General features: G+C 65.1%; 2 protein-coding genes. Both read left to right on the plus strand.

All coding sequences use genetic code 11. The features are described 5' to 3' along the window. Positions 1-321 precede the first annotated feature (321 nt). Positions 322-13,233, plus strand: a complete 12,912-nt coding sequence (locus JJD66_RS14135; protein ID WP_200648415.1) for a non-ribosomal peptide synthetase — start codon at positions 322-324, stop codon at positions 13,231-13,233. Next, positions 13,230-24,557: a non-ribosomal peptide synthetase gene (locus JJD66_RS14140; protein ID WP_200648416.1), complete on the plus strand. Its 11,328-nt coding sequence runs from the start codon at positions 13,230-13,232 to the stop codon at positions 24,555-24,557. The genes JJD66_RS14135 and JJD66_RS14140 overlap by 4 nt, the downstream gene beginning before the upstream one ends. Positions 24,558-25,225: the final 668 nt, after the last annotated feature.

The raw sequence follows: 25,225 nt of genomic DNA on the forward strand, positions 1-25,225 counted from the left end.
TCTCCGGAAAAGGGCACGGCGCTGTTTTACCATGTCCCGCGCACCTTGTTTACCCTGAGGCTGTCAGGTCCGGGCCGCCCTGGCATCCACAGAGAGGGGTAACCGCCAGAGTCCGGCGGAACCCTTCAGCCGGGCACTTGTCCCCGCTTCCCATGTCACCCCCCAGCCCACAGATACCTTAATTTTCCAAGCCTGCCGGAAGCCACTCCAGGCCCTCGGCTGCGCCCGCTATTTTTTCCTGGGCGCCCGGCACTGCCGATCCAAGCGGCAAAACTGAATACGGACATTCTCGTCAACCGTGAATTATCAGGCAGGTTACCCATGCAGTTCAGCGACTTACTGGCAGCGATCTCCACCCATGCGATCCGTCTGCAGACCGAAGAGGGCGACCTGATCGTCCTGGGCGATGACGAAGCGTTGGACGACGCGCTCTGGGATCAATTGATCGCGCACAAACCCCAACTGTTGCAGTTGGTCGCCGAACATGGCGGTGACTGGCTGAGCCCGGCCTACCGCATCACACCGGACATGCTGGCCCTGGTCAACCTCGACCAGCCGGCCATCGACCGCATCGTCGCGGCGGTCCCAGGCGGGGCGGCGAATGTGCAGGATATCTACCCCCTGGCGCCGCTCCAGGAAGGCATGCTTTATCACCATCTTTCGGCGCAGAAGGGTGACCCTTACGTGCTGCACGCGCAGTTCGTGTTCGACAGCCGCGCACGCCTTGAGGCCTTTGCCGAGGCGTTGCAATGGGTCATCGACCGTCACGACATCCTGCGTACCTCGATGGTCTGGGAGCGCCTGGACGAGCCGCTGCAAGTGGTGTGGCGCAAGGCTGTGCTGGCCTGCGAAGAGGTGCCTCTGGACGGTGCTGACCGCCTCGCTCAATTGCTCGCTCGCTATGATGCCCGCGCTTATCGCATGGACCTGGGCCAGGCGCCGCTGCTGCGCCTGGTATTCGCTGACGACCCGGCCAACCAGCGGGTGGTGGCGATGCTGCTGTTCCACCACACCATCCTTGATCACACGGCCCTGGATGGCGTTCGGCATGAAATCCAGCTGTACCTGGCCGGGCAGCAAGCCCAGGCCCGTGCACCGATAGCGTTTCGCAGCTATATCGCCCAAGTGCGCCATGGCGTCAGCGAGCAGGCCCATGAGGCGTTCTTCCGCGACATGCTGGCGGATATCGATGAACCGACGCTGCCGTTCGGTCTGCAAGATGTGCAGGGCGGCGGCCAGGGGATCGACGAAGTGCGCATTCCCGTCGACAGCGCTCTGAGTCGCCGCCTGCGCAGCATGGCGCGCCCGCTGGGGGTGAGTGTGGCGAGCCTGATGCACCTGGCTTTGGCGCGAGTGCTGGGTGCAGTCTCCGGTCAGGAGGCGGTGGTATTTGGCACTGTGATGCTCGGGCGCATGGGCGCAGGTGAGGGCGGTGAGCGGGCCTTGGGCATGTTCATCAACACCTTGCCACTGCGGGTGGATGTGGGTGAGCAGGGCGTGCGCGCTGCGGTCAAGATCACCCATGAGCGCCTCACGCGCTTGCTCGATCACGAACATGCGTCCCTGGCGCTGGCACAACGGTGCAGCGGCGTGGCGGCGCCTACGCCGCTGTTCAGCGCGATACTCAACTACCGTCACAGCGCCGCCACCGACATGGCGGCGGTGATCGAAGTCGCCGACGGCATCCGGGTGTTGGGCGCCGAGGAGCGCACCAATTACCCGCTGACGCTGAACGTCGATGACCTGGGTGAAGACTTCGCCCTGACCGTGATGGTCGATGCGTCCATTGGCGCGCAGCGGGTTGCGGGTTATCTGCATACGGCCTTGCAAAGCCTGGCCGACGCCCTTGAACAACGACCGGATATGCCGCTCTGCGGCCTGAACATCCTGCCTGACGCTGAACGCCACCATTTGCTGCACACCTTGAATCATTGCCCCACGCATTACGCCGACACCCAACTGATCCACCAGCAAGTCGAAACCCACGCCGCTGCCCAGCCCGATGCCATTGCGTTGCGCTTCGAGCACCACGTCCTGACCTACCGCCAACTCAACGAACGCGCCAACCAGGTCGCCCACGCGCTCCTGGCCCACGGCGTGTGCCCCGACGCGCGTGTGGCGATTTGCGTGGAGCGTGGCCCGCAGATGATCATCGGCCTGCTTGGCATTCTCAAGGCCGGTGCGGGCTATGTGCCCATCGACCCGGCCTATCCCCAGGAGCGCATCGCCTACACCCTGGCCGACAGCCAGCCGGTGGCAGTACTGGTGCAGGCCAACACGGCGCAGCAGGTCGGCGCACTGGCCCGGATCGACCTGGACCACCTGGGCCCGTTGCCCATCACCAACCCTGGGCTGCACCTGAGCCCGGCCAACCTGGCCTACGTCATCTACACCTCCGGCTCCACTGGCCAGCCCAAGGGCGTGATGATCGAGCATCGCCAGGTCGCACGCCTGTTCAGCGCCACCCACCACTGGTTCGGGTTCAACCCGCACGATGTGTGGGCGCTGTTCCATTCCTTTGCGTTCGACTTTTCCGTGTGGGAAATCTGGGGCGCGCTGATGCACGGCGGCCAGTTGCTGATCGTGCCGCAACTGGTCAGCCGCTCGCCGGATGAGTGCTACGCGCTGTTGTGCGACGCCCAGGTGAGCATCCTCAACCAGACGCCGAGCGCGTTCCGTCAGTTGATCGCGGCCCAGGGCAACAGTGCCCAGTCCCATTCCTTGCGCCAAGTGATTTTCGGCGGCGAAGCCCTGGAACCGGGCATGCTCAAGCCGTGGTACGCACGGGCAGTGAATGCCGGTACGCAACTGGTGAACATGTACGGCATCACTGAAACCACCGTGCATGTGACCTACCGTGCGCTGGAAGCGGCCGACGCGCACTTGGTCGGCGTGAGCCCGATTGGCGTGCGTATTCCCGATTTGCAGTTGTATGTGCTGGATGAGCGCCATGAGCCCTTGCCCCTGGGTGTGGTGGGCGAGTTGTACGTGGGCGGTGCCGGGGTGGCGCGGGGTTACCTGAACCGCCAGGCGCTGAATGCCGAACGCTTCCTTGCCGACCCGGCCACCGGCTTGCGCATGTACAAGACCGGCGACCTCGGCCGCCTGCTGGCCGACGGCAGTGTCGAGTACCTGGGGCGTAACGATGACCAGGTCAAGATCCGTGGTTTCCGTATCGAACTGGGTGAAATCCAGGCGCACCTGGCCACTGCCAGCGGCGTGCGCGATGCGGTGGTGATCGCCCGTGAAGATCAGCCGGGCGATAAACGCCTGGTGGCCTATGTGATCAGCGATGGCGAACTCAACGTGGCCGCCCTGCGTGACCATCTGCTGCTGAGCCTGGCCGAACACATGGTGCCCAGCGCCTTCGTGCGCCTGGACACGCTGCCGCTGACCACCAACGGCAAACTCGACCGCAGGGCCTTGCCCGCACCCGATGCCGACGCAGTGGCCCGGCGCGAGTATGCGGCGCCCCAGGGGGCGGTGGAAACCACCCTCGCCATGCTCTGGCAAGACCTGCTCAACGTCGACCGTGTCGGTCGTGAGGACAATTTCTTCGAACTCGGCGGCCATTCGCTGCTGGCGGTCAAACTGATCGAACGCATGCGCCAGGTCGACCTCAGCGCCGATGTGCGCGTGCTGTTCGGCCAACCGACCTTGACGGCGCTCGCTGCGGCGGTGGGCGGCCAGCAGACCGTGCAGGTGCCGGCCAACCCTATTCAAGCAGACACCCAGGCCATCACCCCGGACATGCTGCCCCTGGTCGAGCTGGATCAGGCCGCTATCGACCATATCCTTGAGGCCGTGCCCGGTGGCGTTGCCAACGTGCAGGACATTTATGGCCTGGCGCCGTTGCAGGCCGGCATTCTCTACCATCACCTGGCGGCCACCGAGGGCGACCCCTACGTGTTGCAGGTGCAGTTGCGGTTTCACGACCAGGGCGCCGTCGACGGGTTTGTCAACGCGCTGCACACGGTGATCGAGCGCAACGATATCCTGCGCACCGCCATCCTCTGGGAGGGCCTGGAAGAGCCGGTGCAAGTGGTGTTACGCCAGGCACCCTTGGTGATCGAACGCCTGGATGCGCTGGGCAGTGATGCACTGGAGCATCTGCAACAGCGTTTCGACCCACGCCACTATCGCCTGGACCTGTCACGCGCCTCGCTGATGCGCCTGGCGTATGCGCAGGACAGCCACGGCTTGGTCGGCATTTTGCTGCTGCACCATATCCTCCTCGACCACACGGCCCTGCACGTGCTGGTCAAAGAGATGAGTGCCAGCCTGCATGGCCACAGCGCGCAACTGCCTGACGCGGTGCAGTATCGCAACTACGTGGCCCAGGCCCGCCTCGGTGTCACCCAGGCCCAGCATGAAGCCTTCTTCAGCCAGATGCTGGGCGACATCGACGAGCCGACCCTGGCCTTCGGTTTGCAGGACGTGAATGGTGACGGCAGCGGCATCCATGAAGCGCGCCTGCCGCTGGAGCCTGCGCTCAACCTGGGCTTGCGCGAACAGGCGCGGCAACTGGGCGTGAGCACCGCGAGCCTGGTACACCTGGCCTGGGCCCAGGTGCTGGGCCAGGTGTCTGGCCAGCAGGAGGTGGTATTCGGCACCGTGTTGCTGGGCCGTATGCAGGGCGGTGAGGGCGCGGACCGGGCGCTGGGGATGTTTATCAATACCTTGCCGCTGCGGGTCAGCGTTGGCAGCGTCGGCGTGCAGGCCGGCGTGCGCGCCACCCATGCGCGCCTGGCGCAACTGCTCGGGCACGAACATGCCTCGTTGTCCCTGGCCCAGCGTTGCAGTGGCGTGCCGGGCTCGTTGCCGCTGTTCAGCACCTTGCTCAACTACCGGCACAGCGCAGCCGATGAAGCGCCGGGGGACAACCCCTTTGCCGCTTCCGGTATCGAGATTCTCAGCTCCGAAGAACGTAGCAACTATCCGCTGGTGCTCAACGTTGATGACCTGGGGAGTGGCTTTGCCCTGACGGTGCAAGGCGTCGCGCACCTGGATGTGCAACGCGTGGGTGAGTACATGCTCACCGCGTTGCGCCATGTGGTGAAGGCGCTGCAACATGCGCCGACCACGCCGCTGCAGGCGGTGTCGATCCTGCCGCCTTCCGAGCGTCATCAAGTGCTGGTGGGTTTCAACGCCACCGCCCGGCAATACCCCTCGCAACTTACTGTCTCGCAACTGTTTGAAGCCCAGGCGCTGGCTCGCCCTGAAGCGTCGGCGGCGGTGCAGGGCGAGCTGTCACTGAGCTACCGTGACCTCAATCGCCGTGCCAACCGCCTGGCCCATCATCTGATCAGCCAGGGGGTGCAGCCGGGCGAAAGCGTGGCAATTGCCTTGCCGCGTTGCCTGGATCTGCTGGTCTGCCAACTGGCGATCCTCAAGTGCGCTGCGGTGTATGTGCCGCTGGACGTCAACGCGCCTGTCGAACGCCAGGCTTTCATCGTCAAAGACAGCGGCGCACGCCATGTGCTGGACGACCTGGCGCAGTTGGATCTGGAGACGCAGTCGCCCGCTAATCCCGACCTGGCCCAATCCGCGCAGAGCGTTGCCTACATCCTCTACACCTCCGGTTCCACCGGGACACCCAAGGGCGTGCAAGTGCCCCATCTCGCCATCTCGCGGCTGGTGCTGAACAACGGTTTTGCCGAATTCAATGCCCACGACCGGGTGGCCTTTGCTTCTAACCCGGCATTTGACGCCAGCACCCTCGAAGTGTGGGCACCGTTGCTCAATGGCGGTTGTGTGGTGGTGGTCGAGCAGGTGCAGTTGTTATCCCAAGCCGCGTTCGCCGAGCTGTTGCGGGAACAGACGGTCAGCGTGTTATGGATGACCGCCGGGCTATTTCATCAGTACGCCGATGCGTTGATGCCGGTGTTCCGCCAATTGCGCTACCTGATCGTCGGCGGCGACGTGCTTGACCCTCAGGTGATTGGCCGGGTACTCAAGCTCGGCAAACCCCAGCACCTGCTGAATGGGTATGGCCCGACCGAAGCCACCACGTTCTCCACCACGTTTGAGATCACCACGCTTGGCGAGGGCGCTATTCCGATTGGTCGACCGATTGCCAACGCTCAGGCCTATGTACTGGACGCGCGCCAGCAACCGCTGCCCGTGGGTGTGACCGGCGAGCTCTATATCGGCGGTGCGGGCGTTGCGAAAGGCTACTTGAACCTGCCTCAACTGAGCGCGGAAAAATTTGTCCCGAACCCATTCGGCGATGGCCAACTCTACCGCAGCGGTGATCTGGCCTGCTGGCGAGCCGACGGCAATTTGATGTATCTGGGGCGCAATGACCTGCAGGTGAAGATTCGTGGCTTTCGTATCGAACCCGGTGAAATCGAAGCGTGCCTGTGTGCCTGTGCTGGGATCAGGGACGTTGTGGTATCGGTTCGCGAAGACGAGCCTGGCCACAAACGGTTAGTGGCCTATTACACCGCCGACGCAACGTTGGATATCGCAACCCTGCGAGCTCATGTGCAAGGCCGGTTGCCCGATTACATGGTGCCTTCGGCTTATGTGTGGCTGGCGCAGTTGCCGCTCACCGCCAACGGCAAGCTCGACCGCAAGGCATTGCCGGTACCCGACCAGGCCGCCTTGATCAGCCGTGGCTACGAAGCCCCACAAGGCGAGGTGGAAAGCCTGCTGGCGCAGATCTGGCAGGACGTGCTCAAGCTTGAACGCGTGGGGCGCCATAATCACTTCTTCGAATTGGGCGGGCATTCGTTGCTGGCGGTCAGCCTGATCGAACGCATGCGCCAGGTGGGCCTGAGCGCCGATGTGCGCGTGTTGTTCAGCCAGCCAAGCCTGGCCGCGCTGGCGGCAGCCGTGGGCAGCGGCAGAGAAATCGTGGTGCCCGCCAATGGCATCCCCGCCGGCTGCATAAAGATCACACCGTCGATGCTGAGCCTGGTGCAACTCACCCCGCAGGCCATCGCGCACATTGTCGCCAGCGTGCCGGGTGGTGCAGCGAATATCCAGGATATCTACCCGCTGGCGCCGCTACAGGAAGGCATTCTCTACCACCACATCAGCGCCGAGCAGGGCGACCCGTACCTGCTGCAATCGCGCATGGCCTTTGACACTGCCGAGCGTCTGCACGGCTTTATGGGCACGCTGCAACAAGTGGTGGCGCGCCACGACATTCTGCGTACCGCTGTGGTGTGGGAAGGGCTCGAAAGCCCGGTGCAAGTGGTGTGGCGCACCGCCCAGTTGGGGGTGCACGAGGTGATGCTCGACCCGGCACACGGCGACGTGATGGCGCAACTGCATGAGCGTTTCGATGCGCGTCACTACCGCCTGGATATTACCCAGGCGCCCTTGCTGCGCATGGTCTATGCCCAGGACCCGGCGCACAACCGGGTCGCGGCGATCCTGCTGTTCCATCACCTGGCGCTGGACCACACCGCCATGGAAGTGGTCGGCCAGGAAATGCGTGCCTTTATGTTCAACCAGGCCCAGGATTTGCCCGCCGCCGCGCCGTTTCGCAACTATGTGGCCCAGGCGCGACTGGGCGTCAGTGTGGCGCAGCATGAGCAGTTTTTCCGCGACATGCTCGCCGAGGTCGACGAGCCCACCTTGCCGTTTGGCCTGCAGGATGTGCAGGGCGATGGTCGTGCAATCGAAGAAGCCGAGGTGCACCTGGAAGCGGGCCTGGCCCAGCGCGTACGCCAGCAGGCGCGCCAACTGGGCGTCAGCGCCGCCAGCCTGATGCACCTGGCCTGGGCCCAGGTGTTGGGCCTGGTCTCGGGCCGCGACGAGGTGGTATTCGGCACGGTGCTGATGGGCCGTATGCAAGCCGGCGAGGGCGCAGACCGTGCGCTGGGGATGTTTATCAACACCTTGCCGCTGCGGGTCGATATTGCAGCCGGCGCAGCGCAGGCGGTCAAAGCCACCCATGCACGCTTGAGCGCCTTGCTCGGGCATGAGCATGCGTCACTGGCCCTGGCCCAGCGTTGCAGCGGCGTGCCGACCAGCACGCCGCTGTTCAGCGCCTTGCTCAATTACCGCCACAGCAACCCAGGCGAAATGGCCCGCGACGGCCACGGCATCTGGGAAGGCGTGCAACTGCTGGGCGGTGAAGAACGCAGCAACTACCCGCTGACCCTGAGCGTGGATGACCTGGGCGCAGGCTTTGGCCTGAGCGTGCTGGCCGTGCCGCAAATCGGCGCGCAACGCCTGTGCGACTACATGCTCAGCGCCGTGGAGCAATTGGTTGCCACCCTTGAGACGGCACCCCACCGCGCGCTGCGCCAGTTACCGATTCTGCCCGCCGCAGAGCGCGACACGGTGCTGCGCGAGTTCAACGCCACTGCCCACGACTTCCCCCATGGCCAGACGGTGCACGGTGCGTTTGAGGTACAGGCCGAGCGCCAACCCCATCGCATTGCCGTGCAGCAAGGCAGCGAGGCGCTGACGTATCAGCAGCTCAATCAACGGGCCAACCAGTTGGCTCATCACTTGCTGGAACTCGGCGTGCAAGCCGATGACCGCGTGGCACTGTGTTGCCGTCGCGGCCCGCAGATGCTGGTGGGGCTGTTGGGCATTCTCAAGGCTGGCGCGGGCTATGTGCCGATCGACCCGGCGTACCCCGCCGAGCGTATCGCCTACTTGTTGCAAGACAGCGCGCCCGTGGCGGTGCTGGCCGAGACCAGCACCCGGGAGCTGCTGGGGCCCGTCGCCGTGGTCGATCTGCAGGACCCCGGTTGGCAGCGCCACGCCGTCAGCAATCCGCAACTGCCCGCCCTGACGCCCGCGCACCTGGCGTATGTGATCTACACCTCCGGTTCCACCGGCCAGCCCAAGGGCGTGATGGTGGAACACCGCACCGTGGAAAACCTGGTGCATTGGCACTGTGAGGCCTTTGGTCTGACAGCGGTAAGCCACACCAGCAGCCTGGCCGGCATGGGGTTTGATGCCATGGCCTGGGAAGTCTGGCCGGCCCTGTGCGTCGGCGCGACCCTGCACCTGCCACCCGCCGACATCGGCAACGAAAACATCGATGAACTGCTGGCCTGGTGGCTGGCACAGCCGTTGGACGTGAGTTTCCTGCCCACCCCGGTGGCCGAGTACGCGTTCAGCCTGCCCCAGCAGCACCCCACCTTGCGCATCCTGCTGATCGGCGGTGACCGCCTGCGTCAGTTCACCCAGGAGCGGCGCTTTGCGGTGGTCAACAACTACGGCCCCACCGAAGCCACGGTGGTTGCCACCTCCGGCCGCGTGCGGGCCGGGCAGGTGTTGCATATCGGCCGGCCCATCGCCAATACCACCAGCTACGTGCTGGATGCGCACCTGCGCCCGGTACCGGTGGGCGTGGCCGGTGAACTCTATGTGGGCGGCAGCGGCGTGGCGCGGGGTTACCTGAACCGTCCCGAGCTGACGGCCGAACGCTTCCTGCAAGACCCGTTCAACCCAGGGCGCATGTACCGCACCGGTGACCTGGTGCGTTGGCTGCCCGATGGCAACCTTGAATACCTGGGCCGTAACGACGACCAGGTAAAACTGCGCGGCGTGCGGGTTGAACTGGGTGAAATCGAAAGCCGCCTGGCGGCACTGGACGGCATCCGCGAGGCCGTGGTGCTGGTGCGCGAAGGCCGCCTGTTGGCCTGGTTCACCGAACAGCGCCCGCTGCAGATCGAGACCTTGCGTGCGCACCTGCAAGCCCAACTTCCCGAGGCGCTGGTGCCGGTCGCCTACATGCGGCTTGATCAGTTGCCCCTGACCGCCAACGGCAAACTGGACCGCAAGGCATTGCCAGAGCCAGACCAGTGCGCCTTGCTCAGCCGTGAATACCAAGCCCCTCAGGGTGACGTCGAAACCACCCTGGCGCGGCTGTGGGCCGAGGTGTTGCAGGTGGAGCACGTGGGTCGCCATGACCACTTCTTCGAACTGGGCGGCCATTCATTGCTGGCCGTCAGCCTCATCGAGCGCATGCGCCAGGCCGGCCTCAGCGCTGATGTGCGCGTGCTATTCAGCCAGCCAACCCTGGCCGCGCTGGCCGCCGCTGTCGGCAGTGGCCGCGAAGTGCAGGTGCCGGCCAATCGCATCAGTGCCGGTTGCCAGCGCATCACCCCGGACATGCTCGCCTTGGTGAGCCTCGATCAGTCGGCGATCGACCAGGTGGTGGCCCAGGTGCCCGGCGGCGCCGCCAACATACAGGACATTTACCCGCTGGCGCCGTTGCAGGAAGGGATTTTCTATCACTACCTCACGGCGGCGCAGGGCGATCCTTACCTGCTGCAATCACACCTGGCGTTTGACGGTGTCGAGCGCCTGCAGGCCTTTATGCGCGCACTGCAACAGGTGATCGACCGCCACGACATCCTGCGCACCGGGGTGGTGTGGGAGGGCCTGGCGCAACCGCTGCAAGTGGTGTGGCGCCAGGCGCAGTTGTGCGTACAGGAACTCAATCTGCAAGGCGACGTACTCGCCGGCCTGCACGAGCGGTTTGATGCGCGGCGGTATCGCCTGGAGATCAGCCAGGCGCCGCTGATCCGCTTGATGTACGCCCAGGACCCGGCCAACCAGCGTGTGGTGGCGGTGCTGCTCTATCACCATATCGTGTTGGACCACACCGCCTTCGACGTGGTGTTGCGCGAAATGCAGGGCCACCTGTTGGGCCACGCAGCGCCTACCGCCGCGCCAATGCCGTATCGCAACTATGTGGCCCAGGCCCGTTTGGGTGTCAGCGAACAGGAGCATGAACAGTTCTTCCGCCAGATGTTGGGCGATGTTGACGAACCGACGTTGCCGTTCGGCTGGCAGGACGTGCGCGGCGACGGCAATGCCATCGACGAACACACCCTGCAACTGGACAGCCAGCTCAACCGCCGCCTGCGCAGCCAGGCACGGCTGCTGGGGGTCAGTGCTGCCAGCCTGTTCCATCTGGCCTGGGCGCAGGTGTTGGCCGCGGTATCGGCGCGCCACACGGTGGTGTTCGGAACGGTGCTGGTAGGCCGTTTGCAAGGTGGCGAGGGCGCCGACCGCGCCCTGGGTGTGTTTATCAACACCTTGCCGCTGCGCCTGGATATCGACGACCAGGGCGCCCGCGCCGCCGTGCGGGCCACCCATGCGCGGCTGACCGAATTGCTCGGCCATGAACACGCCTCCCTGGCCTTGGCCCAGCGTTGCAGTGGCGTAGCGGCCCCGGCGCCCTTGTTCAGCTCGATGCTCAACTATCGCCATCGCGGCGCCGCCACCCGTTCGGCGGATGCGCAATTGGCATGGGAAGGCATGCAGACCTTGGTCAATGACGGGCGCACCAATTACCCGCTGACCTTGAACGTGGACGACCTGGGCGACGGCTACGCGTTCACCGCCCTGGCCCAGGTGGATGCACAACGGGTGTGCGGGTATATGCATAACGCGTTGAGCGGCCTGGTCGAGGCTCTTGAGCAGGCGCCGCACCAGGCGCTGAACCGCCTGCCGGTGCTGGGGCTGCAAGAGCGGCAACAACTGCTGGTGCAGTTCAACGCCACCGAGGTGAACTACAACCTCGACCAGACCCTGCACGGGTTGTTTGAAGCCCAGGTTGTACGTACCCCGCAGGCCGTGGCGGTGAAGGCCGGCGAGCACACCTTGAGCTACCAGCAACTCAATGAACGCGCCAACCGCCTGGCCCATCACTTGCGTGACAGCGGTGTGCGCCCGGATGCACGGGTGGGCATCTGCGTCGAGCGCGGCCTGGACATGGTCGTCGGCCTGTTCGCCATCCTCAAGGCCGGCGGTGCCTACGTGCCGCTGGACCCGGCCTACCCGCCAGAGCGCATCGCCTACATGCTGCACGACAGCGCGCCGGTGGTGGTGCTGGCCCAAAGCGCCACCCGCACCCTGCTGGGGGACGTGGCGGTAGTCGACCTCGACCACAGCACCTGGCAACACCAACCCGCCACCAACCCGCAAGTACCGGGCCTCCTTGCCCAACACGCGGCCTATGTGATCTACACCTCCGGTTCCACCGGCCAACCCAAGGGCGTGATCAACGAACATGCCGGGGTGGTCAACCGCCTGTTGTGGATGCAGGACGCCTATAGCCTCAAGGCCCACGATGCGGTGTTGCAGAAAACCCCGTTCAGCTTCGACGTGTCGGTGTGGGAGTTCTTCTGGCCGCTGTTCACCGGCGCGCGTCTGGTGATGGCGCGCCCTGAAGGGCACAAGGACCCGGCGTACCTGTGCGAGGTGATCGCGGCGGAGCAGATCACGACCCTGCACTTTGTGCCGTCGATGCTCGATGTATTCCTGGCCCACGGCGATGTCAGCCAGGCGGCGGGGTTGGTGCGGGTAATGTGCAGCGGCGAGGCCTTGCCGGGCGGCCTGGTGCGGCGCTTCAAGCAGCAGTTGCCGGGGATTGGTTTGTACAACCTGTATGGCCCCACTGAAGCGGCAGTGGACGTGACGGCCTGGAACTGCGCACGGCCTGAGGTGCCGGACAACACCCCGATCGGCAAGCCGATTGCCAACACCCGCCTGTATGTACTCGATGGGCAGTTACAGCCGGTGCCGTTGGGCGTGGTCGGTGAGCTGTTCATCGCCGGCGTGCAAGTGGCGCGGGGTTACCTGAACCGCCCTGAGCTGACCGCCGAGCGCTTCCTCGACGACCCGTTCACCCCTGGGCGCATGTACCGCACCGGTGACCTGGGCCGCTACTTGCCCGACGGCACGCTCGAGTACCTGGGGCGCAACGACGATCAGGTGAAGATCCGTGGCCTGCGCATCGAACTGGGAGAAATCCAGGCGCGCCTGATCGAGCATCCGGCGGTCAAGGACGCCGTGGTCGTCGCCCGTGACCAGCGCCTGGTCGCGTATTACACCGGCGCGCCCACCGATATCGAAAGCCTGCGCGCCCAACTGTTGCAGCACCTGCCTGACTTTATGGTGCCGGCGCTGTTCATGCACCTGGACGCCTTGCCCCTGAGCCCCAACGGCAAGCTCGACCGCAAGGCCTTGCCTGCACCGGGGATGGACGCGTTGCAGGTACGTGAGTACGCGGCGCCCGAAGGCGACACCGAGATCCTCCTGGCACAACTCTGGGCCGAGCTGCTCAAGGTGGAGCGGGTAGGGCGCCACGACAACTTCTTTGAACTGGGCGGGCACTCGCTGCTGGCCGTGAGCTTGATCGGGCGCCTGCGCCAGGAAGGCATGGAAGCCGATGTGCGGGGCTTGTTCGAACAACCGACCCTGGCCGGCTACGCCGCAATGACCGAACGAATGGAGATCGTCCTGTGAACATCCTCGAGCTGCTGGCAACCCTGAAAACCAAGGATGTGCAACTGGCGCTCAAGGGCGAGCAGTTGTCGGTGAACGGCAACAAGCAAGCCTTGAGCGACCCGGAGATATTGGCCGCCTTGCGTGAACACAAGCCGGCGCTGATCGAACTGATCAAGACCGGTGAATACACCGCGACCAAGGCCGGTGAGGTGCAGGTACCGGCCAATGGCATCCCGGCCAACGCCGAGCGTATCACTCCCCAGATGCTGACCCTGTCGACCCTGAGCCAGGACGAGATCGAGCGCGTTGTCGCCACGGTGCAGGGTGGCGTGGCGAATATCCAGGACATTTACCCGCTGGCGCCGTTACAGGAAGGCATCCTGTTCCACCATGTCAGTGCCGAGCAGGGTGACCCCTATGTGATGCAGTCGCAGTTCGCCTTTGACAACCTTGCGCGTTTCGATGCGTTTGCCCAGGCGCTGCAACGGGTGATGGACCGTCACGACATCCTGCGTACCGGGGTGGTCTGGGATGGCCTGACGCAACCCTCGCAAGTGGTGTGGCGCCAGGCACGCCTGCCGGTGCAAGCCTTGATGCTGGACCCGGCCGATGGCGATATCGCCGCGCAACTGCATGACCTGTTTGATGCCCGCCACTATCGCCTCGACGTCACCCAGGCGCCGTTGCTGCGCCTGGTGCGCGCTGAAGACCCGGCCAACCAGCGCATCGTCGCCACCCTGTTGTTCCATCACATGGCGCTCGACCACAGCGCCCTGGACGTGGTGTGCCACGAAATGCAGGCGTGCCTGTTGGGCCACGGCGCGGCCCTGGGCCAGGCCGTACCGTTTCGCAACTATGTGGCGCAGGCGCGGTTGGGGATCAGTGAGCAGGAGCACGAAAGTTTCTTCCGGCAGATGCTCGGCGATATCAGCGAGCCCACCTTGCCGTTCGGTTTGCAGGACGTGCAAGGTGATGCGCGGGGTATCGCTGAAGTCAGCCTGCCATTGGCGCCGGCACTGGCCCAGCGCTTGCGCGGGCAGGCGCGCCAACTGGGCGTGAGCGCCGCCAGTCTGTTTCACCTGGGTTGGGCCCAGGTGCTGGGGGTGTTGGCCGGCAAAGCCCAGGTGGTGTTCGGCACCGTATTGATGGGGCGCATGCAGGGCGGCCATGACACCGACCGCGCCCTGGGCATTTTCATCAATACCTTGCCGTTTCGCGTGGACGTAGAGGCCCAGGACGTACGCACCGCAGTCAAGGCCACCCACGCACGCCTGACCACCTTGCTGCGCCATGAGCACGCGGCGTTGGCCCTGGCCCAGCGTTGCAGTGGCGTGCTCGCGCCGACGCCGCTGTTCAGCGCGCTGCTCAACTATCGCCACAGCGCGCCCGCCGCCAGTGCCGAGGCGGTGTCGGCCTGGCACGGCATCACCGCACTGCGCGCCGAGGAGCGCACCAACTACCCGCTGACCCTGAGCGTGGACGACCTGGGTGAGGGCTTCGGCCTGAGTTTGCTGGCCAGCACCCTGGTTGACCCTCAGCGCGTCTGCGCCTACCTGCACACCGCGCTGGAAAACCTGGTGAGCGCACTGGAGCAGGCCCCCCATACCGCGCTTGATCAACTCTCGGTGGTGCCCGCTGCCGAACAGCGCTTGCTGCTGGAACAGTTCAACACCACCCAGACCGTTTTCCCCCAAGGCACCACCCTGCATGGCCGCGTCGAAGCCCAGGCTAGGCTCACGCCGGACGCGATTGCCGCTGTGCATCAGGGCCGGCAACTGACTTACGCCGAATTGAACCAGCAAGCCAACCTGCTGGCGCATCATCTGTTGGCACTGGGGGTCAAGCCCGACGACCGCGTGGCCATTGTCGCGCGGCGCGGCCTCGACACCCTGGCCGGGTTGCTGGCGATTCTCAAGGCCGGCGCCGGTTATGTGCCGGTGGACCCGTCCCACCCGGCCGAGCGTCTCCACTATTTGCTAAGCGACAGCGCGCCGGTGGCGGTACTCACCCAGCATGCGTTGCTGACGCGCCTGCCGGTGCTGGAAGTGCCGGTGATCAACCTGGACCGCTTCACCTGGCAGCACCATTCGGCGAGCAACCCCACAATCGCCGTCGGCCCGACGAATCTCGCCTATGTGATCTACACCTCCGGCTCCACTGGCTTGCCCAAGGGGGTGATGGTGGAACACCACAGCGTCGCCAACCTGGTGGACTGGCATTGCAGCGCCTTCGACCTGCGCGCCGGGCGGCATACCGCCAGTGTTGCCGGCTTCGGCTTTGACGCGATGGCCTGGGAAGTGTGGCCGGCGCTGTGTGTGGGCGCCACCTTGCACCTGCCTCCGGCCCATGAGGGCGGCGAAGATATCGACGCACTGCTGGCCTGGTGGTGCGCGCAGCCACTGGACGTGAGCTTTCTGCCGACGCCGGTGGCGGAATACGCCTTCAGTCAGAACATCGAGCACCCGACCTTGCGCACCTTGCTGGTCGGTGGCGACCGCCTGCGCCAGTTCGGGCGGGCGCAGCGCTTTGAGCTGGTCAACAACTACGGGCCCACCGAAGCCACGGTGGTGGCCACTTCCGGCAAGGTCGAGGCGGGCCAGCCGTTGCATATCGGCAAGCCCATGGCCAATGCCAAGGTCTACGTGCTCGACCAACACCTGCGCCCAGTCCCGCTGGGAGTGGCGGGGGAGTTGTACGTGGGCGGCAAGGGCGTGGCACGCGGTTACCTCAACCGCCCGGAACTCACCGCCGAGCGTTTCGTGCGCGACCCGTTCAACGAAGGACGCATGTACCGCACCGGCGACCTGGTGCGCTGGCTGCCGGACGGCACACTCGATTACCTGGGGCGCAACGATGACCAGGTGAAAATCCGTGGCGTGCGCATCGAGCTGGGCGAAATCGAAACCCAGCTCAACCAACTGCCCGGCATCCTCGAAGCAGTGGCCGTGGTGAGTGAAGAACGGCTGGTGGCCTACTTCATCGAAAACCCACAACTGGACCCGCTGACGGTGGCCCAGATTCGCGCCCACCTGGTGGCGCATCTGCCGGACTACATGGTGCCCGTCGCGTTCATGAAGCTCGACGCACTGCCACTGACGGCCAATGGCAAGCTTGACCGCAAGGCCCTGCCGACGCCGGACATGGCCGCAGTCTTTACCCGCGAGTACGCCGCGCCCCTGGGCGAAATCGAAACTGTGCTGGCGCAGATCTGGGCCGAGGTGTTGCTGGTGCAGCGCGTGGGGCGCTATGACCATTTCTTTGAGCTGGGAGGGCATTCGCTGCTGGCCATGCGCATGGTGTCCCAGGTGCGCCAGCGGCTGGGCGTCGAATTGGCGTTGGGCGACCTGTTTGCCAACGCCGAGCTGGCGGCGGTCGCCGAGGTGCTGGCCCAGGCCGGCCGCAGCACCTTGCCGGATATCCTGCCGGCTAACCGTGATGAGGACGTGCCGCTATCCTTCGCTCAGCAACGCCTGTGGTTCCTGGCCTTGATGGAAGGGGCCAACACCGCCTACAACATTCCCATCGGTTTGCGGTTGCGCGGGCAGTTGCATGTGCAAGCGTTGCAACGGGCCCTGGCGCGCATTGTGGCGCGGCATGAAACCCTGCGCAGCCGCTTCGCCCAACAGGGTGAACAGGCCCAGGTGCTGGTCGTGCCGGCCGAAGAGGTGTTGGCGCTGCAAGTGCAGGACCTGCGTCGCCATCCGCAGCCGCAACAGGCCCTGGACGCGCTGATCCACGGCGAAGCCTCGGCGCCGTTCGACCTTGAGCGCGGCCCGTTGCTGCGCGGGCGCCTGGTGGTGATGGCCGATGATCACCATGTGCTGTTGCTGACCCTGCACCATATCGTCTCTGACGGCTGGTCCATGGGCGTGCTGACCCGCGAGCTGATGGCGCTGTACCAGGCTTTCAGCCACGGCCACGCCGACCCGCTGCCGCCCTTGCCGATCCAGTACGCCGACTTTGCCGTGTGGCAACGCCTGTGGCTGAGCGGCGAGGTGCTGCAGCGCCAAAGCAGCTACTGGCAACAGGCGTTGGCCGGTGCGCCGGCATTGCTGACCTTGCCCACCGACCGCCCGCGCCCGGCGCAGCAGGACTACGCTGGCAGCAGCGTCGAAGTGCGCCTGGATGAACGCCTCACCGCCGGGCTCAAGGCCTTGAGCCAACGCCATGGCACCACCTTGTACATGACCTTGATGAGCGCTTGGGCTTCACTGTTGGCGCGCTTGTCCGGGCAGCCCGAGTTGGTGATCGGCACGCCGGTGGCCAACCGCATGCGCACCGAAGTCGAAGGGCTGATTGGCCTGTTCGTCAACACCCTGGCGCTGCGTATCGACACCTCGGGCGAGCTGAGCACCGAGGCGTTGATGGCGCGGGTCAAGGCGCTGACGCTGCAAGCCCAGGCCCATCAGGACTTGCCCTTCGAGCAGGTTGTGGAAATCACCCGGCCGCCGCGCAGCCTGGCCCACAGCCCGCTGTTTCAGACCCTGCTGAGCTGGCAGGACAGCAGCGCGCCGACCCTGGCCCTGGGCGACCTGGCCCTGGAGAGCATTGTCGAGAACAGTCATTTCGCCAAGTTCGACCTGTCGTTGAACCTGGGGGAAGTGCAGGGCAGCATCCTCGGTGCGCTGGAATACGCCGTGGCCCTGTTTGACGAATCGACGATGCAGCGTTACGTCGGCTATTTCACCCGCGTGTTGCAGGCCATGGTCGATAACGACCAGGCGGTGCTGGCGCAGGTGCCGCTGGTGGATGCGCGCGAGCGTCGGCAACTGCTGGTGGATTTCAACGCCACCGCCGTTGAGTACAACCTCGACCAGACCCTGCACGGCCTGTTTGAAGCCCAGGTACTGCGTACACCCCATGCCATTGCCCTGAAGGCGGGCGCGCAGCAACTGAGCTATGCCGAACTGAACGCGCGCGCCAACCAGCTGGCCCATCACCTGCAAGCCCTGGGTGTGCAGCCCCAGGCGCGGGTGGCGATCTGCGTGGAGCGTGGCCTGGACATGGTCATCGGCCTGTACGCGATCCTCAAGGCCGGCGCCGCCTATGTGCCGCTGGACCCGGCCTACCCGCTGGAGCGCATCGCCTACATGTTGCATGACAGCGCGCCGACGGTAGTGCTGGGCCAGTCCAGCACCCTTGGGTTGCTGGGCGAGGTGCCGGTAGTCAACCTGGATTCGCCCACCTGGCAGCACCAGCCCACCCATAACCCGCAGGCGGCCAGCGTGGCGGCCTACGTGATCTACACCTCCGGTTCCACCGGCCAGCCCAAGGGTGTGATCAACGAACACCCTGGGGTGGTCAACCGCCTGCTGTGGATGCAAGACGAATACGCGTTGACCGCCAGCGATACGGTCTTGCAGAAAACCCCGTTCAGCTTCGACGTGTCGGTGTGGGAGTTCTTCTGGCCGCTGTTCACCGGCGCACGCCTGGTCATGGCTCGTCCTGGTGGGCATAAAGACCCTGACTACCTGTGCCAGGTGATCGAGGCCGAGGGGGTCACGACGCTGCATTTTGTGCCGTCGATGCTTGACGTGTTCCTGGCCCACGGCGATGTCAGCCAGGCCGCCGGGCTGGTGCGGGTGATGTGCAGTGGCGAAGCCCTGCCGGGCAGCCTGGTACGGCGCTTCAAACAGCAATTGCCGGGGGTTGGCTTGTACAACCTGTATGGCCCCACCGAAGCGGCGGTGGATGTCACCGCGTGGGACTGCGCAGGCGCTGTGGTGCCGGATAACACCCCCATCGGCAAGCCGATTGCCAATACGCGCCTGTATGTACTGGACGAGCAGTTGCAGCCGGTGCCGTTGGGGGTGGTCGGTGAATTGTTCATCGCCGGCGTGCAGGTGGCGCGGGGTTACCTCAACCGTCCCGAGCTGACCGCCGAACGCTTCCTCGACGACCCGTTTACCCCGGGGCGTATGTACCGCACCGGTGACGTGGGTCGCTACTTGCCCGACGGCACTCTCGAGTACCTGGGGCGCAATGATGACCAGGTGAAGATTCGTGGCTTGCGCATCGAACTGGGGGAAATCCAGGCGCGCCTGACCGAGCATCCAGCGGTGCAGGAAGCTGCCGTGATTGCCCGCGAGCAACGCCTGATCGCCTATTACACCGGCGTGCCGAGCGACGTCGAAAGCCTGCGCGCCCACCTGCTGCAATACCTGCCGGAATTCATGCTGCCGACAAGCTTTGTGCACTTGGAGGCGCTGCCGCTGAGCCCCAACGGCAAGCTCGACCGCAAGGCACTACCGACGGCGGGCCTGGACGCGTCGAGCGTGCGCGACTATGAAGCGCCCGTGGGTGATACAGAAATCACCCTGGCGGCACTGTGGGCCGAATTGCTCAACGTGGAGCGCGTGGGTCGGCATGACAACTTCTTTGAATTGGGTGGCCACTCATTGCTGGCAGTCAGCCTGATCGGGCGCATGCGCCGCCTGGGCTTTTCGGCGGATGTGAAAGTGCTGTTTGGCCAACCGACCTTGTCTGCCCTGGCTGCGGCCTTGGGCGGTGGGCGTGAAGTGGCGGTGCCGGCCAATCGCATTGCGGCCGACTGCACCCGGATTACGCCGGACATGCTTGCGCTGATCACCCTGGACCCCGCTGCCATCGAGCGCATCGTCGCCAGCATCCCCGGCGGTGCGGCGAATGTGCAGGATATTTACCCGCTGGCACCCTTGCAGGCCGGCATCCTGTATCAGCATCGCGCCGTGCAAGGTGACGATGCCTATGTGCTGCAGGCGCAGTTTGCTTTCGACAGCCGCCTGCGCCTGGACGCCTTTGCCCATGCCTTGCAGGCGGTGATCGAGCGCCATGACATCCTGCGTTCGTCCTTCCACTGGGACGGGCTGGAGGAGCCGGTGCAGGTGGTATGGCGCACCGCCTTATTACCTGTTGAAAACGGCTCGGTGCCGCCACGCCTGGACCTCGCCCAGGCACCCTTGATGCGCCTGGTGTATGCCGAGGAGTCGCAGCGGGTGGTGGCGACGTTGCTGTTCCACCATCTGGTGATGGACCACATCGCGTTGGACATCCTGCAACACGAAATGCAGGCCTTCCTGTTGGGCACGCAAGACACCTTGGCCGCACCCGTGCCGTACCGCAACTACGTGGCCCAGACTCGTCTGGGCGCTGAGGACCACGAGCCGTTTTTCCGCGAAATGCTCGCTGAGGTCGACGAACCCACCGACGTACCGCACCTGGGTGCCGATGAGCGCGTGAAGGTGAGTCTCGACCTGGGGTTGAGTCGGCGCCTGCGCCACCAGGCGCGTCAAGCGGGAGTCAGCGCCGCCAGCCTCATGCACCTGGCCTGGGCCCATGTGCTGGGCACGGTCTGCGCTCGTGAACAGGTGGTGTTCGGCACGGTGATGCTCGGTCGCCTGCAAGGCGGCGAAGGTGCCGAGCGCGCCATGGGGGTGTTTATCAATACCTTGCCGCTGCGAGTCGATCTGGGTGAACACCCGGTACTGACCGCGCTGCGTGCCACCCATGGGCGCCTGACCCAACTGCTCAGCCATGAACACGCGCCTTTGGCGCTGGCCCAGCGTTGCAGCGGCGTACCCATGGCCACGCCGTTGTTCAGCGTGCTGTTCAACTACCGCCACAGTGCGCCCCAGGCCGGGGGCGTGGCCGAGGCGTGGCAGGGGATCGAGGTGCTCAAGACCGAGGAACACACCCACTACGGCGTGTCGGTGAGCGTGGATGACCTGGGTGAAGGTTTCAGCCTCACGGCCATGGGGCAGGGGGCCCGACGCTTGGGCGACTACCTGCATAACGCCTTGGTGCAGGTGGTGCAGGCACTGGAAGAGCGCAGCGACATCGCCCTCAGTTGCTTGCCGATCCTGCCCCTGGCTGAACGCCAGCAACTGCTTGAGGGCTTCAACGCTACGGCTCGTGCGTTCCCCCGTGAACACAGCGTGCAGCAGGTGTTCGAAGCCCAGGCGCAGGCGCGCCCCGACGCGGTGGCGGTGCTGCACGGCGAACAACGGATAAGCTATGGCGAACTCAACCGCCGCGCCAACCGCCTGGCCCATCACCTGCTCGGCCTGGGTGTGTGCCCCGGCGATAACGTGGCGATCCTGCTGCCACGCTCGGTGGCGTTGCTGGTCAGCCAACTGGCGATTCTCAAATGCGCCGCCGCCTATGTGCCGCTGGACATCAGCGCGCCGGCCGAACGCCAGAGCTTCATGCTGCAAGACAGCGGCGCGGCCTGGCTGTTGACCGGTAGCGACTGCAGCGTGGAGAGCGCGGCGCAGCGTCTGGACCTGGACACCCTGGGCCTTGACTCGCACCCCGACCACAACCCGGGCCTGCCGCAATCCTCGCGGAGTGTGGCGTACATCATGTACACCTCCGGCTCCACTGGCATGCCCAAAGGCGTATTGGTGCCTCACCGTGGCATCACACGTCTGGTGCTCAACAACGGCTACGCCGATTTCAATCCCAATGACCGCGTGGCCTTCGCCTCGAACCCGGCCTTCGATGCCAGCACCATGGACGTCTGGGGGCCGTTGCTCAACGGCGGTCAGGTGCAGGTGATCGACCACGCCACCTTGCTCGACCCGCTGGCGTTCGGCGCGGCACTCAAGGGCGCGACGGTGCTGTTCGTTACCACGGCGCTGTTCAACCAGTATGTGCAACTGATTCCCCAGGCCCTGGCCGGCTTGCGTATTTTGCTGTGCGGCGGCGAGCGTGCCGACCCGGCGGCGTTCCGCAACCTGCTGGGGCTGGCTCCGGGGCTGCGTCTGGTGCATTGCTACGGGCCGACCGAAACCACCACCTACGCCACCACTTTTGAAGTGCGCGCCATTGCCGCTGAAGCCGACAGCGTGCCGGTAGGGCGACCCATTTCCAACACGCAGGTCTACGTGCTGGATGCGCAGTTGCACCTGCTGCCCCTGGGGGTGACCGGCGAAATCTGCATCGGCGGCGACGGTGTCGCCCAGGGCTACCTGAACCGCCCTGAGTTGACGGCGGAAAAGTTCGTGCAGAACCCGTTCAATCCAGGCGCCTTGCTGTACCGCACCGGCGACCTCGGACGCTGGACCGCAGACGGACTGCTGGAGTGCATCGGGCGCAATGACGACCAAGTGAAGATCCGTGGCTTTCGCATTGAGCTGGGTGAGATCGAAGCACGCTTGGCGACATTCTCCGGAATCCGCGAGGGGGTGCTGCTGGCCCGCGAGGACGTGCCGGGGGACAAACGCCTGGTGGCCTATTTCACCTGGGCGGGCGAGCCGGTCGGCATCGAGCCGGTGCGGGCTTATCTGCAGGCGCACTTGCCGGCCTACATGGTGCCGTCGGCCTTTGTGATCCTTGAGCAACTGCCGTTGACGGCCAATGGCAAGGTCGATCGCAAAGCCTTGCCGGTACCGACGTGGGAGGCTTCGGCCAGCGGCACATTTGAAGCACCGATCGATGCACTGGAACAGACCTTGGCCCAGCTGTGGGCCGAGGTATTGAAGCTTGAGCAGGTGGGGCGCCATGACAGTTTCTTCGAACTGGGCGGGCATTCCTTGTTGGCGATTCGCCTGGTCAATCGGCTGGACGAGGCCGGGTTGCCAGTGTCGCTGGCCGAGCTGTTCGAGCATGCCAGCGTGGCCTCGGTCGCGGCGCTGCTGCGCCTGCGCGGTGACGATGTGCTGCCTGAGGCGGCAGTGATCACAGTGCGTAGCCGCGGGGCGCAGGCACCGTTATTCCTGGTGCACGAGTTCAGTGGCATGGACGTGTACTTCCCGGCGCTGGGCCAGCACCTGCCTGGCGATTACCCGATATATGGCCTGCCGGGCCTGGCCCTGGGCGAGGCGCATCTGGACAGCATGGAAGGCCTGGCCGCGCGCATGGTCGGGCTGATTCGCCAGATCCAGCCCCACGGTCCTTACCGGCTGGCGGGGTGGTCCTTTGGGGGGGTGCTGGCCTATGAAGTTGCCATGCAGTTGCTGGGGCAGGATGAGGCCGTGGCGTTTCTCGGCTTGATCGACAGCTACGTGCCGCGCATGACCGACCAGGGCAAGTCACGCTGGAGCGGGCCGGATGCCCTCAAGCGGCATTTGTTGTTGCAGTGCACGGCCTATTGGAAGGCACAGGGAGGTGTGGATGAGCTGGCGAACCTGGAACAACTGGAGGCGGGCCTTGGACAGCTGGACTTTGCGGCTCTGCTGCAACGCTGTCGCGATCAAGGTTTGCTATACGCGCAAATGGCAGCGGCGACGGACGCCGACCTGCTGAGCTTTTTGCAGCGGGAAGTCGGCCATGGGCATGCCCTGGCCCACTACAGCCTGTTCCCGCTGCCGATTCCGGTGCACCTGTTCAGCGCCGAGCAGCGGCCTACCGAACTGTCGCGGCGCAGTGCCGCGCTGGGTTGGGACACCGCCCTGGCGCCTGGGCAACTGCGCCAGGTGCAGGTCCCGGGGGATCACCAGAGCATGATGCAGGCGCCGCATATCCAGAGCCTTGGCCAGGCCATGAGCCGAGCGCTGGCGGCGAGTACTCCGGCGAGCTGCGCGGCGCACTCACCCTTGCTGCGTATCCAGAGCGGGCGCGCCGGTTATGCGCCGGTGTTCTGCGTACCAGGCGCGGGAGACAGCGTCACCGGCTTTGTGGGTTTGAGCGAAGCGCTGGGACGTGACTGGCCGCTGTATGGCTTGCAGCCGCGGGGGCTGGATGGCGAGGCGGTGCCCCATAGCCAGGTGGAAGCGGCGGCCCAGTGTTACCTGGCGGCGCTGGAACAGGAATGCCCCGAAGGGCCGGTGCATCTGGTGGGGCATTCGTTCGGCGGCTGGGTGGCACTGGAAATGGCGCTGCGCTTGCAGGCAATGGGGCGTGAGGTGGGGTCGTTGACGGTGATCGACAGCGAGTCGCCGGGGCGTGCGGGCAAGGCATATACCTCGACGGCGGCGTTGTTGCGGTTGATCGAGGCGATGCAGTTGGCGGCTGGGAAGTCACTGGGGATTGATCCTGTGGACTTTGCCGGGCGCGATGAGGTGGCGCAGCGACAAGCGTTGCATGGGGGAATGGTGAGTGTGGGGTTGTTGCCGGCGCGTGCGGCGCTGGAGGCGATGGATGGACCGGCGCGCACTTACGCGGCGGCGTTGCGCACGGTGTATCAGCCGCAAGGGCGGTATGACGGGGTGGTGCGCCTGGTGTTGGCGCAGGACCCGGCGTTGGATTCGGCGGGGAACCAGCGTGAGCAGGGGGTGATGATCGAGGGGTGGCGAGGGCAGGGCGGTGGGTTGGAGGTTTGGTATGGCGGGGGGAATCACTTTACCTTGCTCAAGGCGCCGAATGTTTTGGGGTTGGCCAGGTGGTGGTTGGAAGTTGTTGGGGTTGGGGAGGTGGTGTCTTGAGCGGGGGGCACCGATCCAAATGTGGGGGCAATAGGGGGGTGTCTGTGTACATATCCGTTCCTGCGGTAACGGCCACCTATGGTTCCGCTCTGACAGCGGGTCACTTTTGGAAAGGCCCAAAAGTAACCAAAAGGCCTTCGCCCCACCACTCGGCACCTCGCCTAGGCTCGGTGTGCCCGAACGCAGGTTTTGCAGCGTGGGCCGCCGCAATGGGCCATCCCTGGCCCAGTGCGGCTAACCCGGCGTCCTGCCGGGTTACCCACGCTGCAAAACCTGCGTTCGGCCAGCGTGGTTTAACGGGGCGATTTCAGATCAAAAGCAGAGCGCGGCGGCCTTATAGCCGACCGGTTTTTGAGGGGGAGCTCAGTGAGACATTTGGGGGTAAGCCTGCCCCCGGTAACCACGATGCGAAGCGAGCGGCTTTTGATCTTGCTCTTGATCTGCTTTTGATCTTAGGCGCCCCGTTAAACCACGCTGGCCGGAATTCGACAGGGATTTGGGGGGTAAACCGGCAGGGATGCCGGTTTAGCCGCCCCGCGCCATGGATGGCGCGGGGCGGCGGCCCCCCAAATCACTGGCGGATTACGGGCACACCGAGCCTAGGCGAGGTGCCGAGTGGTCGGGCAAGAGCGTTTTGCTTACTTTTGCGCTTTTCAAAAGTGAGCCGC

Origin of the sequence: Pseudomonas sp. MF6751, assembly GCF_016613265.1 — a bacterium.
GTDB lineage: Bacteria > Pseudomonadota > Gammaproteobacteria > Pseudomonadales > Pseudomonadaceae > Aquipseudomonas > Aquipseudomonas fluorescens_BV.

What these genes read in the sequence shown, in the direction of transcription:
- JJD66_RS14135 (WP_200648415.1), top strand. Translation starts at nt 322, where the DNA reads ATGCAGTTCAGCGACTTACTGGCAGCGATCTCCACCCATGCGATCCGT.